At 65.2% G+C, this 18480-nt stretch carries 11 protein-coding genes; 5 read left to right on the top strand and 6 right to left on the bottom strand.

The window, feature by feature from the left end; translation table 11 throughout:
• Positions 1-37: 37 nt before the first annotated feature.
• From H5T77_RS18425 to H5T77_RS18410, 4 genes are all read right to left on the bottom strand, one after another.
• A complete protein-coding gene (locus H5T77_RS18425; RefSeq protein WP_292651687.1) occupies positions 38-628 on the bottom strand; it encodes a class F sortase in 591 nt (196 codons plus the stop codon).
• Positions 621-1775: a hypothetical protein gene (locus tag H5T77_RS18420; RefSeq protein ID WP_292651685.1), complete on the bottom strand. Its 1155-nt coding sequence runs from the start codon at positions 1773-1775 to the stop codon at positions 621-623. The genes H5T77_RS18425 and H5T77_RS18420 overlap by 8 nt, the downstream gene beginning before the upstream one ends.
• A 192-nt stretch (positions 1776-1967) precedes the next feature.
• The gene (locus tag H5T77_RS18415; protein ID WP_292651683.1) at positions 1968-2819 is read right to left on the bottom strand and encodes a GmrSD restriction endonuclease domain-containing protein; all 852 of its coding nucleotides are present in this window, start codon (positions 2817-2819) and stop codon (positions 1968-1970) included.
• Between the two features lie 218 nt (positions 2820-3037).
• On the bottom strand, positions 3038-4360 hold the full coding sequence (locus H5T77_RS18410; RefSeq protein WP_292651681.1) for a hypothetical protein: 1323 nt from the start codon (positions 4358-4360) through the stop codon (positions 3038-3040).
• A 471-nt stretch (positions 4361-4831) separates the two neighbouring features.
• Here H5T77_RS18410 and H5T77_RS18405 point away from each other — a divergent pair, with 471 nt between their 5' ends.
• Together H5T77_RS18405 and H5T77_RS18400 are read left to right on the top strand one after the other, a co-directional pair.
• Entirely contained in the window at positions 4832-5503 is a 672-nt protein-coding gene (locus H5T77_RS18405; protein ID WP_292651680.1) for a biliverdin-producing heme oxygenase, read from the top strand.
• 14 nt (positions 5504-5517) lie between these two features.
• The gene (locus H5T77_RS18400; RefSeq protein WP_292651679.1) at positions 5518-6099 is read left to right on the top strand and encodes a TetR/AcrR family transcriptional regulator; all 582 of its coding nucleotides are present in this window, start codon (positions 5518-5520) and stop codon (positions 6097-6099) included.
• A gap of 100 nt (positions 6100-6199) precedes the next feature.
• Here H5T77_RS18400 and H5T77_RS18395 read toward each other — a convergent pair whose 3' ends face one another.
• Together H5T77_RS18395 and H5T77_RS18390 are read right to left on the bottom strand one after the other, a co-directional pair.
• Positions 6200-6934, bottom strand: coding sequence for a L,D-transpeptidase family protein (locus H5T77_RS18395; protein WP_292651677.1), 735 nt, complete (start codon positions 6932-6934; stop codon positions 6200-6202).
• A 69-nt stretch (positions 6935-7003) separates the two neighbouring features.
• Positions 7004-7258 (bottom strand): LysR family transcriptional regulator, encoded by a 255-nt coding sequence (locus tag H5T77_RS18390; protein WP_292651676.1) that lies wholly within the window; start codon positions 7256-7258, stop codon positions 7004-7006.
• A gap of 256 nt (positions 7259-7514) precedes the next feature.
• Here H5T77_RS18390 and H5T77_RS18385 point away from each other — a divergent pair, with 256 nt between their 5' ends.
• The 3 genes from H5T77_RS18385 (at position 7515) to H5T77_RS18375 (ending at position 17504) form a co-directional block, all read left to right on the top strand.
• Positions 7515-16049 carry a DNRLRE domain-containing protein gene (locus H5T77_RS18385; RefSeq protein WP_292651675.1) on the top strand — a complete coding sequence of 2845 codons (8535 nt, stop codon included), beginning with the start codon at positions 7515-7517 and terminating at the stop codon, positions 16047-16049.
• Positions 16050-16133: 84 nt separating this feature from the next.
• Positions 16134-16838, top strand: a complete 705-nt coding sequence (locus H5T77_RS18380; protein ID WP_292651674.1) for a hypothetical protein — start codon at positions 16134-16136, stop codon at positions 16836-16838.
• Between the two features lie 168 nt (positions 16839-17006).
• Complete coding sequence (locus tag H5T77_RS18375; protein WP_292651672.1) at positions 17007-17504, top strand: hypothetical protein; 498 nt, start codon at positions 17007-17009, stop codon at positions 17502-17504.
• Positions 17505-18480: the final 976 nt, after the last annotated feature.

The following is an 18480-nucleotide window of genomic DNA, read 5'->3' as shown; positions in this document are numbered from 1 at the left end:
CTTCGCCAGGCACGGGGTCAGATGCGCCGACTCGGCGTCACGAAGGTAGCGCGTTGAACCGGTGTGCGAACACGACGATGTTGCTGTCGTAGCTCGACCCGTTCCAGTCGGTGCAGGTGATGACCACCAGTCGGCCGTCGCCGTGGTCCTGACCGAAGATGCGTTGGGCCTGCTCGGCCAGCTCCTTGCGGCTGAGCACCTCGACGGAGTCGACCTGGTGCTGGAAGGTCCCGTCCTTGGTGACGATGTCGACCTCCTGCCCCTCCTCGATGTGGTCGAGCTTGTTGAGGCTGCCGCCGCCGGTGTGCACCGTGTGGCCGGTGACGACCGTCTGACCCTGCGCCGAGCCAGGCTTGGCGCTACCGACCCACCAGCCGATCTCGCGCGGGTTGCGCGGGGGATCGAGCACCTCGCCGTCGAGCCGGATCGGGACGACCCTGGCCTTGGTGTTCAGCCCGGGCAGCTCCAGACGCTTCGGGGCGCCGGGTGGCACCTCGACCGCGGCGCTGCCGCTCGGCCACATCAGGCCGGCCAGCACCATCGCGACGGCGAGCACGACCAACGCGGTCCAGAGTCCGCTCGCCGCCGCGGCAAGCCGCGGCGGCGAGTCACTGGCAGTGTCAGCCACGCCGCAACATGCGGAGGTACGTCGCTGTGCCGGCGCCCGCGGCCGCGAGGAGCAGCAGGGCGACGAGGGCGGTGCGTCCGGCGCTGCCGTCGTCGTAGCTCTCCATCCCGGCGGTCACCACGGTCGGGACCGTGGCCGGCGGGTTGGCTGCCTTGGGCGGCGGGTTGTTGACGACCGTCTTCGGAGCCGGGCTGTTCGGGCCACAGCTGCTGGTGCCGATGGTCAGGTGCGCCACGCTGCCGCCGACGACGGCCTCGGCTGCCGGCAGGACCTTCGCGTCGAGCGCGGTCACCGTGATCGCGCCAGGAGAGGTGTCCTGGGCGTTGAGGGTGATGTCGAGGACGTTCTCCTCCAGTGGCGCGAGCTGGCCCTCGATCGAGGTCAGCAGCGTGTTGAGGACCTGCTTCTGCAGCTCCACGACGACGGGATCGATCGGCTGGAGCGCGCCGCCGAGGCCGTTGGCCAGCTGGGTGCGCAGGCCCTTGATCACGACATCGACCACGCCGGAGAGGTCGGTGACGACCTTCTGGTTCACCGAGGGGTCGACCGGCAGGTCGACGATGGTCTCCCGCTTACCACCGGGCAGGACCACGTAGACGGACGAGTTGGCGATCGTGCTGTCGCCGCGCGCCGTGTCGTCGCTGGCGGTGCAGTGACTCTGCACGGCGCCGAGGTCCACGTAGAGACCCGAGCCGTCCAACCCGTCGACCACGGGGGCAAGGAGCTGGTCGAGCGCGCCGGTGATCTCGGTCTGGAACGGCTTCAGCGCTTTCTGGACCTCGGCATCCATGCCCTGGAACAGATCGGACTGGATCACCTCCAGCTCGCTGAAGTCGAGGCTGGCTGCGTCGAGCTTGATGTTGTCGCCGCCGCTGAGGCAGTTGCCGGAGCCCGCGGCGACCAGGGTCGCACCGTCACCGGCGAGACCCGAGCAGGCTGCCGAGGTGGCGTTGCGCTTGGCGACCGCGTCCTGGGCCAACGTGCCGGCGTGGATCGCTTCCTGGCCGGCGAGCAGGTTGATGACTGGCTTGTTGGTGCCTTCTGAGGACTCGGTGGAGCCGTCGTTGGTCACGGCGTAGGTGCCTGAGTCCGTCGCGCCGGCGTTGGCGAGCTCGAGGCTCAGCGCGGTCGCGGACGCCTGTGACACCGTGGCGGCGCTCGCAGGTGCGGCCGACAAGGCGACCATGGCGGCTGCGGCTGCTACCGCAGTCCCTCGCGCGATGAGTTTTGTGCGCACGTAAATCCCTCCCTTAGACCTTCGTCACACCCAACGGCCGAGTAACCCCGTGCGTTACGGCCTGGGGTATCCCTTCTGACCTGCGGAATCCCGGTGTCTGGGTCAACTGTCGCAGACAGATCCGTCTTTGTCGCCGTCGCGGTACCAGTCGTACTCCGGGTCACGACCCTTCCGGTACGGCCCGTACCCATCCGAGATCGCCTTGGCGCAGGTGTCGAAGCGCGGGTCCTCGCCGCCCGGTCTCACTGTCGGTTCGCCGCCCGCCGGCGGGTTCGCCTGGGCCAGTCGCACTGTGATCTCGGGATTGTCACAACCCGCGGCGATGTCTTCGAGCGCAGCCTTCTCCGCCCGGTCCGCGGAGAGGCTCCAGCGGATCTTCACGGCGACCCAGTCCGCGGCGTACGTGCAGTGGTAGGCCGGGGCGTCGGGCATCCAGTCGGCAGGGTCCTGGTCACCCTTGCTGCGGTTGGTCGCGGCGGTGACGGCGATCAGCGCGCGCGGGTCGCCGAGATCGTTGGCGTACGCCTCTCGCTCCTCGTCGCTCCACGCGTGGGCGCCGGACTCCCAGCCCTCCTTGAGCGCGACCATGTGGTCGATGTCGAGGCCGCCGGGGCGCTTGAGCGTGACGCCGTCGTACTCCGAGAACCATTCGCCCTTGGTCACCTCGCACCTGCCGCGTGCCTTCTTCCTCGACTCCTCGAGGAGCACCTCGTGGCGCGCGTCCTGGCAGTCGCCGTCGGCGTCGACCCAGTGCTTGAACTTGTCGCGCTCGTAACCGGAGGTGATCTCCTCGGCGACCGGTAGCTTCGCGATGGCTTCGGCCAGCGGAAGGCTGACCTCCTCGCCGCTGCCGGCGCCGTATCCGGCTTGGACAGCGGTGTCGGCCTCGGAGACCTCGGCACAGCCGGAACATAGGAGGGCGACGGCGAACAGGGTCGCCAACGGGCGCAGCATGAGGTGACTCCAGAGAGAGGGGGAAGGGCGCCCTTGGGGAGTGTCGGGGCGGCTCAACCTTGGCGGATCCCATGGCGGGTGGCACGCAGGCGCGCCGCCCAGAACCTTCCGCCTTCCAGGAGAAAAGGGAATCCCGGGCCGAGGCTCGATGCCTGGCCCGGGACTCCGGGTGCCGCAGGTTCTACGGCGGTGCTACAGGTGCGTACTGATCAGTCTGATCAGGCCTGGGCGCGCCGCAGCAGGAACCACCGGGTGGCGGCGGCAGCGGCGACGAGCAGCGCGAGCGCGCCGGCGGCGAACCCGCCCTTGGCGGCCGGGGACGAGAGCAGGTCGAGCTCGGCGTTGGCCGGGGCGTTGTCGGGCTTCACCGCGAGGCTCGTGTCCGGGTCGGACTTGTCGCCGGAGACGACGACGTCGACGTTCTTCTTGTCACCGGTGGCAGCGGCCTTCTCCTCGGAGAGGGTGAGCCCGTTGGTGCCGCAGGTGCTGGTGCCGATGGCGACGTTGGCGGCGGTCGGGGCGCCGACCTTCTTCACCGCGTCGAGGACCTTGATGTCCAGGGCGGAGACCTCGAGCGACTTCGCGGTCCCGGCCTGCTTGTTCAGAGTCTGCTTGTTCATGGTGAGCTTGACCAGATCGGTCTCGAGGCCCTTCAGGAGCACGGCGAGCTGCTCCTTGATGTGCTCGATCAGGTCGACGCGGATCGAGACGCTCATGTCGCCCAGTCCGACGTCCTTCTTGAGGCCCGACTGGAGCAGCGTGTCGACGCGGCCGAGGACGGCGTCGGTCACCGGGGAGAGATCGGGGACGACCGTCGTGTTCTTCTTCGGGTTCGCCGGCAGGTCAGCGACCTTGATGTCGCCCTTGCCGGGGACGTTGACGGTGAGGGCGGCGTTCTTGAGCTGGGTCTTGCCCTTGAACTTGGTGCCCTGCGCCATGCAGGTGCTCTCCGCGGCGTCGAGGTCGACGCCGACCGAGAGGCCCCCGACCTTGGTGAGCACGCCGGAGACGACGGTCTGGACCAGGTCGTTGACCGGGCCGAGCTTGACGTGGAAGTCCTTGCTCTCGTCGTTGAGCAGGTAGTCGGTGGTCGCGCCGAGCTTGTTGAGGTCGAGCTCGGCGAGGTTCACCGTGACGGCCTCGCCCGGCTTGACGCAGCTCGAGCCGTCGCCGATCGAGACGAGGGTCGCGCCCTTGCCGGCGAGGGCCGAGCAGGCGCCGGAGTAGGCGGTGCCGTTCTGAAGGGTAGCGGCCGCGTCCTGGGCGAAGACGCCGACCGAGAGCAGCTGCTGGTCGCCCGCGAGGACAGGCATCGCCGGCTTGTTGGTGCCCGAGTTGACGGTCTTCTTGCCGTTGTAGGTGGCGGTGTAGCGGCCGGTGTCGACCTTGACCTTGTCGGACACGTCGACGGTCAGAGCGACCGACGAGGCCTTGGCCTGGGGCTTCTCCGCCGCAGTCGCCGGGGCCGCGGTCACGGAAAGACCGATCATCGCGGTCGCCGCAGCAAGGGCGGCTCCGCGGACCGAGAGTGGGGAGGGCAAGTGACTTCTCCAATGATGTTGATAACTGTCGATGACAGGGCACGACGAGTAGAAGTCAGCCTCTGCAGCCCCCCGGTTGCTGTGACTCGCCGTGACGAAGCGGGGAGTCTAGCCACGTCAGATCGGAGGTGCATAGGCGTACGCAGCGCCCGGATGACCCGCGAAATCGGCCGTAACTTTCGCGGCAACACCTCGTCCTCGAGCACCTGATCGGACCCCTTGTGGATCTTCGTCGTGATCGACACCTGAACGTCAGAGACGCCTGGGCATGTTGTGGTCATCGCGTTGTGCTCTCGGGTTCGTGAACAATGTGCTGTAGGCATCTCAACAAGCTGGTCCATTGCGCGATTGCTCACCGCTTTGGGCGGTTTTGTTAGGGTGGCCTAACTAGAACCTTGCCGACTTTCTGACAGTGTGTCAGTATCTTTGGCGGACCGCCGATCGCTGCCGCCCGACCCGACTGGAGCACACATGTCCGCACTCCTCGCCGATGAGATGTCCGACGCTCCACTCTCCGCGCTGATGCGCGAGGGCTCCCGGATCCAGCACACCGCAGCCGAGAGCTCGTCGTTCATGGAGGAGCTGCTGGCCGGCCGGGTCAACGAGCAGGGGTACGCCGACTACCTGCTGCGCCTACGGAAGGTCTACGTCGCGCTCGAGACGGTGGGCCGGGACCTGGCCGCCACCGATGCCGTCGCCGAGGCCGTCCACGACGTCGCCCTGGAGCGGCTGGCCGCAATCGATGCCGACCTGGCCGTGTGGGCGCCAGGGGTCGGTGGCGACGCCGTGGAGTCGGCGGCTGCCGATGCGTACGTTGCTCGGATCGAGGCCACAAGTGCCTGGGGCGGTCTCTATGCCGCCCACCACTACACCCGCTACCTGGGTGACCTCTCCGGCGGCCAGGCGATCGGCCGGCTGCTCGACCGGTTCTTCGAGCTCGACGGGGAAGGGGTGGCGTTCTACGAGTTCGCCGAGATCCCCAAGCCGAAGCCCTACAAGGACGGCTACCGCGCGCGTCTGGACGCGCTGGATCTCGACCCCGCGGAGAAGATCCGCATCGTCGAGGAGGTCCAGGTCGCGTTCAGTCTCAACCAGGCCCTCTTCGAGGAGCTCGGAGCTCGCCTCGACGTCTATCGCAAGTGAGCTGAGGTCCGCCCGTGCCCCGTATCGCAGCGGACAACGTCCTCGAGCACCGCAGGCTGGTGCGCGAGCGGATCTTCGCCGCGTTCGCGGAGCTGATGATCGAAGGCAGCTATGACGCCATCAGCATGTCGAAGCTGGCAGAGCGCGCCGGGATCGGACGCACCGCGATCTACCACCACTTCAAGGACCGCGACGCGGTGATGGTCGCGTTCGCCACCCACGAGACCTCGGAGTACGTCGCGTCCCTGCAGGCTCAGCTCGCCGCGAGCGAGCAACCGGCGGAACGGCTGCGGATCTACGTACGCAGCCATCTCAGCCTCGGCGAGACCCCGCTCCACAAACAGCGCGGTCACATGGGCTTCGGCCCCCAGGTCTACGGCGCGCTCCCCGCGGAGGCTCGCCAGGAGATCCGCGAGCACGTCGTCGCCGTCGAGCAGGTCCTCGCCGAGATCCTCGAGCAGGGTGCCGAGCAAGGCATCTTCGCCGTCACCGACGTCGGCGCCACCCTCGCCCTCATCCACGCCGTCCTCGGCGCTCGTCAGGTGTCCGCGGATCGGGTCGAGGAGTTCGTCCTCCGCGCGGTCGGCGCTTCTTGATGCAGGACGCCCACGTCGGTGAAAGAAAAGTTTCTTTCACCGACGTGGGCGTCTCCGCCGCAGCGACGGGATTCGACAGTCGTCGTTGGCAGTGAGCCCCTCAGGCGCCGATGGCGATGACGGGCTTCTTGGTGGGGTCGAGCTCGGTGAAGAGCTCCTTCATCATCCAGCGCGGGACACTGACGCAGCCGCCGGTGGCGCCGGAGCCGTTGACGTGCAGGAAGATGCCGGAGCCGCGGTAGCGGACCGGGTTGGTGTAGTTGTACTTGATGACGACGCTGTACTCGTACTGGGTCGGGTAGGAGGCCAGCCGCTCGGAGCTGTTCACATCGCTTGCCGGGAGCCAGTGGCGGAAGCCGCCCTTGGACTTGAGGCGGTAGCGGTTGTAGTAGCGCGAGTTGTTGTCCTGGACCCAGTAGAGGTCGCTGGTGATGCGACGGTGGGACAGCTTCTGCGTGCTCGCCTTGGCGTGCCTACCGAAGGTGGACATCAGGCTGAAGGTGCCGAGCGGGGTGGTGCTGGTGCCCTGCTTGCGCTCGGCGCGCGGCACGACGCCGCCAGCGCCGATTCGGCCCTTGACGGTCATGAACTGCTGGGTCCATCGGCCGTTCGCCTTGGTCCAGTAGCGGACGTTGGCGTGGGTCTTGTACTTGGTGTTGACGGTGACGACCTGCGTCCCGCCATAGGGGACGGTGACGGTGACGCCGTCGAGCACGACCTTGGTGGACGCATCGGCGTTGTTGACGAACAAGGCGACCGCGGCCGCGGTCGCGGTGACGAACGCGACGATCGACGCGAGCATCGCCTTCTTCGAGGGGCTGAACGAGAGAGACATCGACTTTCTTTCGTGGGGGATGCGTAACGGTAACGAGCCCGGAACAATCGTTCCGGCCGCCGTCTTGGGTCAGGCGGCCTTCTCTAGGTTGAGGACCTCATCTGTGGTGGCGAGGATCTGCCGAAACTTCTGGATCCGCTTCTCGCCGGCCTTCGTGAGCGTCCCGCGAGCGCTGCTGGCAAGGAGCTTGACCCCTGTCGCGGTCTCGAGGTTGGAGATCCGCTTGCGGAGCCCCTGCCGAGTGATGTTGTGCGCTCGCGCGGCGGCTTCGACGCTGCCGTGCTCGACAGTGGCGAGGAGCGCCTTGATCCAGCTGGTGTGCATTGATGTGGTCCTCCCTGAGTGGACGCCGAGGGCCCCGCCGAGTGTGGGGCGGAGGCATCTAAACCGATTTCGGGGGGCTTTTAGAAGTTGTCTGTCGATAGATGACACGAAACCGTTGCAGAGGAATTCAAAGCGCAACAGTTCGTTGGCGAAGGTGGCGCCGCCGCTCGCCGCTTCGTAAAGATTCGAGCCTGCATGTGTGCCGTATCGGGACGGGCATAGGCATCCCCCACTGTTGAGCCTGCAGGAGTGCGTCATGGGCCGTCTCGGTCGCCTTGGTCGTCTGTCCCCCTCATTTGCCGTCGTACGCCACGCAGTTCGGCGAGCCGTGCTGGTCGCGGTCACGGCAGTGGCGCTGGTGCTGGGAGTCCTTGCGCCGATCTCGCCGGCCTCGGCGAAGGACAACGTCTCGGAAGCGGACGCTGCGGCAGCCCGTGAGGCGGCCTCAGCGCCTGAGCAAGACGATGACGGCGGCGGTTGGTTCAGCGACCTGTTCGGTGGCGATGACGACTCTGCGGGCGAAGAGGCCGATGAGGACGACCTCGATCCGGCGCCGGTGGCCAAGGGCTCGTCGGTCAAGGACCGCAAGCACAAGTCGACCTTTGGGCATGCGCCGAAGTACGACCCGAAGGCGAAGCGGGTCAAGGAGCTGACCTCGAAGCGGTCCGAGAGCGCCCGCTACTGGCGTCTGAGCGATGGGCGTACCCAGGTCGAGCTGTCCCCGAAACCGACCTCGTACCGGTCGGGCTCGGGGAAGAGCGCCACGTGGAAGCCCATCGACACGACGGTCGGCACCTCGGCTGACAAGGCGTTCGTCTTCGCGAACACGACCAACAGCGGTCGTTCTTGGTTCTCGGACCGGCCCGAGAAGCTGGTGAAGTTCACCGCGCCCGAAGGTCAGACCGCGACCCTGGGTCTGGACGGGGTCGAGGCGAAGAGCCTGAAGCCATCCGCGAAGGGCTCGAAGGTCGTCTACGCTGACGCGTTCGGCAAGGGCACCGACCTCGAGTACGTCACCGGCCCGGGTCGCGTCCAGGAGTTCATCGTCCTTGACGAGGCTCCCGCGAAGGGCACCGAGCAGCTGGTCTACACCTTCACCCTCGATGTCTCGAAGGACCTCTACCCGGTCGAGCACGCCGATGGGTCGATCGGCATCTACGGCGAGCTCGCGAACACCCCGGTCATGGTCATCCCGGCCGCCTACATGACCGATGAGAAGAAGGACGCATCCTCGCCGTACGGCACCTCTTACTCGGGCAAGGTGAAGCAGCGCCTCCTGGACGAGGACGGCACGTGGAAGGTCGAGCTCGAGCCGGACATGGAGTGGCTGACCTCGGCGGAGCGTGAGGGTGAGATCCGGATCGACCCGACGATCACCATCACTCCGAACGCGTCCGCCTCGCAGGACGCAATGGTGATCTCGACGGCCCCAGACACGAACTACAACACCTCGTGGAAGCTCTCGGTCGGTGTCGGGTCGGGTGGGTTGAAGGCGCGGTCGCTGATCAAGTTCCCGTTGACGGAGATCCCGGCGAACACGCCGATCACGGCGGCAACGATGGAGCTCTACTTCGACCAGGCGCACGAGACCAACAGCAATGCGATTGATGTCCAGGTGCGTCGGGCGCTGAGCGACTGGACTGAGTCGACGGCGACCTGGAACACCACGAAGGGTCTGGTGTCGAACTATGTCAACGACACGGTGACCAAGCCGGTCAACCAGTTCAACTCCTGGCACAAGTTCAGTCTCAAGCAGCCGGTTCAGAACATGCTGGACGGGAAGGTCGGCAACTACGGGTTCGTGCTGCGGGCGGCCGACGAGTCGAGCACGGCGCCGCTGGGTGGTCCGCGTTATGAGGCGGGTGATGGCGACTACGGCGGCGAGACCTCGACGCTGCCGCGGCTGACGGTGACCTACGGCAAGGTCGGCACCGCGTTGGAGTCGCCGCAGGTGGTCCACTCGACGGGTCCGGAGCTGCATTGGCCGGCGTACGTGAACAGCACGGGCTCGAGCAACGACGACATCGTCGAGTATCAGTTGCACCGTTCGACGAAGCAGGCGTTCAACCCGTCCGCTGCGACGCTGGTGGCGCCGATCAGCGCGTCGGCGACCTCGTTCACGGACACGACCGCGACTCCGACGGCGGACTCGTCGACGAGCGAGATCGGCCGCAGCTACTACTACCAGATCGTCGTCAAGACCAAGGCGAACGAGCTGATCGGATCGCCGACGCGTCTGGTCGGTGTGCCGAAGGCGGGTCGGACGATGCGGCTGATCCAAGGCCCGTCGCAGGTCACGGACACGACGTTGTCGTCGGGGAAGCCGACCACGAATCTGGACACGATCAACATCTACGGGCCGCAGTCGTGGCTCTCGGTCGGGAACTCGTCGCCGTCCTATGGCAACGCACGGGCCTTGATGAAGTTCGACACGACACCGATCCCGGCCACGGCGAAGGTGTTGGAGTCGCGGATGTTCATGTGGGGTGCCGAGACCACCACTGGATCTGACGGTGCGACCTATCAGCTGCGCCGGATGACGGCGGGTGCGTGGACCGAGACCGGGGCGACCTGGAACACGACCGACGGGTCGACGGCGTGGTCGACGCCGGGTGGTGACTTCGGTCCGAACACGGCCGACATCGTGGAGTCGGTCCATGACGTGGGCCGCCACTGGTGGGACGCGACCGGGATGACCCAGCGGTGGGTGAACAACCCGGTCGGAAACCGGGGTGCGCTGGTCAAGCTCGCCGACGAGTCCTCCACCGGCCCGCAGGAGCGGACACTATGGCTCTCCGCCGAGGCTCCGGACTGGCAGCTCGGCCCGCTCCTTCGGGTCATCTATGTCGATGCCACGCCGGAGGACACCTACTACGCGCCCTCGACCCCGACCCGGGTCGCGGCCGGCGCCACCGCCACGGTGCCGGTGACCGTCACCAACACCACCGCCGCCGACTGGGCTGCCTCGGGCAAGGTGCTCACCTACTCGTGGCAGCTGCCCGACGGCACCGATGTCACCGGAACCACGAAGCTGAAGACGACCATGCCCAGCGCATTGGCGCCGGGCCAGTCCCAGACCGTCTCGGCGAAGGTCAAGGCCCCCGCCGACTCCGACACCGACAACGTACGCACGGACTACACGCTGACCTGGAAGGTCGAGGACGCCGCCACCGGGGCGGTTGCGGCACCCGGGTTGAAGCAGGAGGTCGCGGTCGAGGAACCGACCAGCGATCAGCTGGGTCTGGAGTCGTTCTACTCCTACGTCGGGAAGAACACGGGCGCCGGTGGCACCCTGATGGGCAACGTCGCCTCCGGCAACGCGGTCTGGTCCTACGACGCCTTCTCGAACCCGGGCCGTGGTCTGTCGACGTTCGCCCGGTTCGCCTACAACTCCCAGGACACCTCCGACACCGTCCTCGGTTTCGGCTGGTCCGGCCAGATCGCCGGCATCACCCGTCTGGGCGCTCCGCTGGACTTCCACCCGAATCCGAGACCGACCGAGATCCGGCTCCCTGATGGTGACGGCACGACCCACCTGTTCAAGAAGGACGCCACGACAGGGGAGTGGATCGCGCCCAAGGGCGTGAACTACCGGCTCACCCCGAAGGCGGGTCTGGACTGTACGCCGGAGAAGGACCCGATCCCGGACGCCTGGACGCTGCTGCGCCCCGATGGCACCCGGTTCATCTTCGGGTGTGACGGCTACATGACGTCGGTGGTGGACAAGAACGGGAACACCCAGACGTTCACCTACACCGAGCGCAAGTCCAACAACCAGCCGCGGAAGTTCCTGACCTACATCACCGACCCCTCGGGGCGCCGCACTCTCGAGATCGACTACTGGGAGAAGGGCCAGTCCGGCTACACCCACGTCGATCCGGCCACCGGCAACCTGGTGACCGAGTCCGGGAAGCTGTCGAACTCGAAGATCTATGACCACGTCAAGGCGATCACCGACATCTCGGGCCGCCGGGTCGAGTTCTACTACACGACCCAGGGTCTGATGGGCCGGATGGTCGACGGGGCCGGTGCGAAGAACGCTGCCGGCGACTCGATCGCGAAGACGCATCGGTTCACCTACGACGCCGACCAGGGCAACAAGAACGTCAAGCTCACCAAGGTCACCGACCCGCGTGGCAACTCGACGTCGATGGACTACTACGCCCCCTCGCAGGGCGATGACCCCAAGGACCACTGGTCCCTGCAGACCATCACCGACCGCCTGAACCACACCACCGGCTTCGACTACGTCACCAATGCGACCACGGACACGTGGGTCGACACCACGGTCACCGACTCCGAGACCCATGCGACGAAGTACGTCTCCGACAACCTCGGCCGACCCCGGAGCGTGACGAACGCGAAGGACCAGAAGGTCGAGCTGACCTGGGACGGCGACAACAACACCCGCACCCTGACCGAGGACAACGGCGCGGTCACCGCCTACTGCTACGACCCGAAGACCGGCTATCCGATCTGGCAGCGCGACCCGGAGCAGAACAAGGCCAACGGTGGCGCGCCCGCCGCGTCCGAGTGTGCTGCCGGTCAGACGGCAGCGACTGCTCCTGCCGGCTCGAGCGTGTACGAGTACGCCACTCGCGCCGACGGCTACGCCGCCGACATCTTCCGCACCACCTCACCGGCCGGCCGGAAGAACCAGTTCTCCTACGACGAGTACGGCAACCTCCTCACCGTCACCGACGGCAAGGGCCTGACCACGACGGTCGAGGGCGACTACACGACGACGTACACCTATGACTCGTTCGGGCAGCTGCTGACCGCGAAGGACGCGAACGAGAACGTCACGAAGTATCGCGACTACACCCCAGTCGGTTATCCGGCCACGACCGAGGACGCACTGGGGAAGATCGCCACGACGAAGTACGACGCGCGGGGCCTGGTCACCGAGGCCCGCGACCCGCTCGACGGCGTCGTGACCCAGGCCTACGACGCGTTCGGTCGCCCCCTCGCCGGCACCACGAAGGTCTCCGCGGAACGCACGGTCACCACGCCGGCGCCGGTCTTCGACGCGAACGACAACGTCACCGTCTCGACTGCTCCCAACGGCGCGGTCTCGACCGCGACCTACGACGCCGCCGACCAGGTGAGAGAGTCGACCGCTCCGAAGGACACCTCCGCGAGCGCGGCCCGGGTCTCGAAGTTCACCTACGACACGGTCGGGAACCTGCTCGAGGCCACCGAGCCGAAGGGCACCGCGACCACCGATGTCGGTGACTTCGTCACCAGCTACTTCTACGACGCGATCTACCAGCAGACCGCTGTCGAGAACGCGAACGGCGACCGGATCGAGTACGACTACGACACCGTCGGCAACGTCGTCGAGGTCCGTGACCCGTCCAAGACGAAGTCGACTGACACGACCGACTACACGGCCAAGACGACCTACGACCTCAACCACCAGCCGCGCACGGTCAAGGATGCCGAGGGGAACACCACCAGCACCGAGTACGACGCTGATGGTCTGACTCTGTCGACGACCAACGCCGAGGGTCACACCGCGTACACGTCCTATGACGAGCGTGGTGCCCAGGTCGAGACCAAGACCCCGTGGACCGGCACCGGCGACAGCACGGTCTACCGGACGACTCGGTATGCGTATGACGAGGTCGGCAACACGACCCGGGTCACGACGCCACGTGGTGCGCAGACCGCGGACGAGGACGACTTCGTCGCTCGCACGGCCTATGACGAGCTCAACCGTCCGGTGCGCTCGTACCAGCCTTATGACCCGTCGGATGCGCGTTTCAACGATCCGAACATCTTCACCGAGACGACGTACGACGCTGCCGGCCGGCCGGTGAAGACCAGTCTGCCGCCCTCGGACGGCCAGACGGTCCGCAACGAGTCGACGGTCGACTACTACGCGAATGGTTGGATCAAGGCCTCGACGGATGCGTGGGGGATCAAGACCCGCTACGAGTACGACGATCTCGGCGCGCAGACCGCCCGCACCCTGACCTCGGCCGACGGCTCCGCGTCGCGGACGATGACGTGGGCCTACTACCCCGACGGGAAGCTCAAGGCCAAGGCCGATGACGGTGTCCCGGTCGGTTCCCACTCGGTGGTGACCGACGATGACACCAACGGTCTCTACGAGATGACCGGGACCTGGACCAAGGCGTCCGCGACGGGTCAGCAGGGCACCAGCCACCGCACCCATGCCGCAGCCACGGGCTCGACCGACAAGTTCACCTGGACCCTAGATGTCCCCGCGGATGGCACCTACACCGTGGCTGCCACCTGGCCGCAGGTCTCGGGTGCTGCCACGGATGCGAAGTACACGCTGACCCACGCCCCGGCCGGCTCGACCGACCCAGGCACGGACGTGAACTACACGGCCAACCAGGCCTCCGGCGCAGCCGCCTGGAACAACCTGGGCACGGTCAACCTGTCCAAGGGCGAAAAGATCACCGTCGCGCTCGCTCCGTCTGCGGGCGGGACTGTGGTCGCCGACGCGGTCCGGTTGGTGCGTGACAACGCCGCGGACACTGACGCTGAGGACAAAGCCTTCGCGTACGGCTACGACCTGAACGGCAATCTGACCGACATCACCGACACATCGCGCGGCACGGCGAAGAACGCCGATGCCTATGCGATGGCCTATGACGGGCTGAACCAGATCAAGTCCGTCCGCGAGGACCTGGCCGGGTCGCCGGCGGCGACCACGTCCTACACGTACAACAACCTGGGCAAGCCGCTCACGGTCGCGCACCCGGACCAGGCCTCGGACTATGTCTACAACGATCCGAGGAACCTGCTGACCAAGGTCACCGTCGATGACCTCAACGACACCAAGGCAGCGAAGGTCACCAACTACACCTACGACACCCTCGGCCGTCAGAAGACGATCACCAAGGGCAACGGGAACGTCACCACCAATGCCTTCCAGTCCGACGGTGCCCTGAAGTCGATGCGTGAGGAGACGTCCGCGGGCGCCCTTGTCGCCTCGCACGCCTACAAGTACGACGCGAACGGCAACCAGCTCGAAGACGTCGCCTCCAAGCGGAACGCTGATGACGCATCCGCGACCCTGGATTCAACCACGACCTACGTCTATGACCCGGTCGACCGGCTCTCGAAGAAGACCAAGACCGGTCACAACGCCTCGACCGAGACCTACGTTCACGACGCGAACGCGAACGTGATCCAGCAGACGGTGGGTGGCACGTCGACGTCGTTCAACTACGACCGCAACCGCCTGTTGTCCTCCACGGTCGATGGTCAGACCGCGTCCTACCGGTACGACCCCTTCGGACGCCAGACCAGCGTCGTGGGCGGCGGGAAGACGATCTCCCGGACCACGTATGACGGCTTCGACCACGTCAAGGTCGCCGAGAAGGCCAACGACGCTGGGGTCCTCGAGGCCACGCGGTACACCTACGACCCGCTGGACCGGACCGCATCCAAGACCACCTCCGGAACCGGCGGAAAGAAGACCGACTACACCTACCTCGGCCTCTCCCAGGAAGTCCTGGGCGAGGAAGTCGCTGGAGAGCTGACTAAGTCCTACCAGTACTCACCATGGGGTCAGCGGCTCTCCCAGGTCACCCACCAGGCCGACACCGAGGCCGGTGTCGAAGCAGGGGAGACCGGCTACTACGGCTACAACGCCCACACCGACGTCGAGACCGTCACCGACGACACTGGCAAGATTGTCGCGACCTACGGCTACACCGCCTACGGAGACAACGACGAGGCCGAGTTCACCGGCATCGACAAGCCCGACCCCGCCAATCCCGAGTCTCCGGCGGATGAGTCGTTCAACGCGTACCGGTTCAACGGCAAGCGTTGGGATGCTGGCTCCGGTACCTACGACATGGGGTTCCGCGACTATGCGCCGGGTTTGAACACCTTCACCACCCGCGACATGTACAACGGTGCCCTCGCCGACATGGGGCTGGGGACAGATCCGTTCACGTCAAATCGGTACGCCTTTGGGGCTGGGAACCCGATCAGCCAGATCGAACTTGACGGACACGAGAGCGATGACTGCAGTTTCCTTTGCGACGCCCTTGAAGCCACGGGGGATGCACTTGGTACGGCTGGGGACTGGCTCGATCAGAACAAGGGCGCGCTCGCCGGCGCCGCGATGATCGCTGGCGCGGCAGTCGGCACCGTTGGCTGTGTCGGTCTCGGCTCCGCCATCGCCGTAGGAACGGCCGGCACCGCAACAGTGGTGGGCGCTGCCGTAGGCATCGGATGCGCAAGCGTCATGGCTGGTGTTGCCGGCGCAGGAGGCGCGCTATTCATGGAGTCCGGAGGGTTCCAAGGCGTGCCTGGCCGCTCCAGCGGCGGCTCCACGAGCGAGCCTGGCGCTTGGAAGAAGGTCAATCGAAACCACAAGTACATCCAGCAGAAGCTTGGTGCGGAGTTCGAAAAACAGGTTACAGGATCCACCGACGGCATGGAGTACGCGGTCAAGCGGGGCAAGGGTAACGAAGTCAAGTTCGACGGCTATAAAGATGGCAAACTCGTCGAGGCCAAAATGGGATATTCGGCCATGCTGAATAAGGCCGGAAATGTGAATGGCGCTCAGGCTAGGAAATGGATCGATCAGGCGCGGCGACAATTGAATGCTGCTGGAGACAATCCCGTCGAGTGGGTCTTCTCAAATCGAGACACTATGAAGGCCGCAAAGCGATTGTTCGCCAGGCGAGACCTGGATATCTCGGTTCGGTATCAGGAGTTTGTGAATCCGTCGAGCAGTTGGAGCGGATGGAATGCTCCCAAGATCCCGAAACAGAAGTTGATGCAGTATTTGGAGGACTAAACCGGGTTGCTTGAGGCCGCGAGGACAAGCGCACTGGAGTTCTGGACATGTCTGATCAAGGGAAGGCTTGCTATGGTAGCGAGCATGGATGAGATGATGTTGGTCCGCGGGTTCTGGGGGCCGCGGGCTGAGTCCGTCGATGAAATTTCACAGAGGTTGAGTGCACTCGGGGCCTCCCTGGACGGCTTGGTTTCCGCCACAATTCCGTGGAGGACGGCGGATGGAGTCGATGTCTCGCTGGCGGATGTGAACGCGGTGCGAGCGGTCCTGGACTCAGCTCTTGAGAGGAGCCTGGACGCGCCTGAAGTCGGAATGCTGGAGCTCTTCGAAGCATGTGGCCCGGATGCCGCTATTTGGGCAATGACCGTGGCAGCGGGTGGAACCTCGAATGCCAGGAAGGTTAAGAACAGCGTCGTTCTCGAGGTATCTGGTCTGGACTCCGTTTCAATGATCATTGGTTCATTTCTAGAGTCGTTGGTGACGGCGTGGGACCCGGATTGGGGCGATGTGACATCCGACTCGATTCTTGACGGATTGTTGGATCGGGATCTGTTGGCAGGGAGGGCACCAAAGTTCGGTCACATGACGTACCTTTCGAGTGGGCGCCGCGTTATCGAGAGCGGAGCGATTGAATTGTCGATCGTTGATTTACCGTGGGGGAGTGTCGTTAGATCGCCTGCTGCTTCGAGAGATCACCTGTTTTCTGTCGCCGAGGCCGTTGAACTCACTGCGACGTTGTCTGGCACCGAGGCGCTGGCTGAAACGCCGACCAGTCGAAGCAAGCTCTGATCGGTTCCGAATTATACGGCTCTTCGCCGTCTAGTACTGCAGCCGGACTTCGTGGCCGACGACGTAGCGGCGTAACGGCACGCGGCTACCTAGCACCTGAGTCATTATGCTTGTGGAACTGGCGTCGGCAGAGTGGGGTGAATTCAATATCCGAGATTGGAGACGGTCATGATAGATGATCTGCTGAGGAAGTTCCAGCGGGAATCTGCTCGTGTACCTATGGATTGGATGGCAATCGAGAATGCCGCCGGGTTCGTTTTTCCGCAAGATTATAAGGACATAATTCACGCCTTCGGTCCGGGTGTGTTCTCCGGGTACTTGGTTCTGTGGTCGCCCGATGTCATTGCGAAGGTCGTCAAGCGTCGATCTGAGCGAACAGATGCTCTTCTTGCTCCGAATAAAACTTTCCGGCCGAATGAGGTGGGCGGAGTCATTGCTTGGGCATCAAGCGACGCTGGCCTCACGTTTTATTGGCGTGTTGGGTCGTTGGATTCGTTAACCTGGGATCTAGCGATCCGATTCGACGATGATGATGAGTGGGTGTATCGAGATTTGTCTACGGTTTCCTTTCTTGACCGGGTGCTTTTTGACGCGGATTTTGGCGTTGAACTGCAAGGCTTTCCGGTGACCAGTGCCGAGCAACCCCCGTCTTTTGAGGCTGTATGACGTCGCCCTGGCCGTAACCACGGCGACGTCAAAAACGGGGTGGCGTGGTAGATCGACCGCTCTTCACCGTTGACGGTGTAGTTGCGGTCTGAACCTTCCGGAATCGGACAGGCTTGGGGCAATTTAAGTGGTCAAATTCCGGAGTCCCCGGGCCGAGGTGCGCAGGTGCTCGGCTGGTCCGTTTGCTGGTGCGTAGCCGCTCGAAGTAGGCAAGCACGTCCGCGGCGCCTTGCTTCAGCCTGCGGCCGGGTCGGGGTGGCGGTAAGCCGCGATCATGCGATGGTAGATCGCCAGGTGAGCTCGATCGCGACCGGGTGGTCATCGGCGAACAGGTTCCGCAGCCGGTCGGCGTTCCTGGTTCCCTGATCGCCTGGACGTCGCCGGGCCGTGAGATCCGGCATTCTGGTGAGCGGCTGCCTGATCTGGCTGCGGAGGGCGGGTCCGGATGTCACGATTGCGCGGTGCTTGACAAGGTGAACTCGGTGCTCGATCGGGTCTGGCCGCATTGGACTCGTTGGTGGTGGGTCGTGGTGCTGGTGATCGCCGGCGTTGCGGGGCTGGGAGTGCGCGAACCGTGGCTGCTGCCGCTGGTGGTGCCGCTCTACGTGCTAGTCGCGCTCGTGTGGGGCCGGGCGATCGTTCGAGGGGTCGGAGGCGACAACAACCGAAGAGGTCACCAGCGGGAACGAACTCGGGGACGGAACCGTGCGCTGTGGGTCGTACGCACGCCCGATCGCGCTGAACCGGACCCCCGGCGTCGATACGGACGTCGCGGTGGCTTCGCCGATCGCGGCCTACGTCCTGTATCTCGCGCCGGGGGTCACCCCGCAGGACCTTCCCGACAAGTTCGGGACAGTGAGACTCCTAAGGGCTACTTTCGAACGCAAACGAGTATCGGCCCCTGACCTGTATTCCCAGGTCAGGGGCCGGATAGATGTACGCCAAGTAGGACTTGAAACTACAAACCCCTGAATAA

It is taken from the genome of Nocardioides sp. (assembly GCF_014360585.1).
Lineage (GTDB): Bacteria > Actinomycetota > Actinomycetes > Propionibacteriales > Nocardioidaceae > Nocardioides.
Note: the sequence above shows the minus strand (reverse complement) of the source record. Positions and strands in the feature narration are given on the sequence as shown.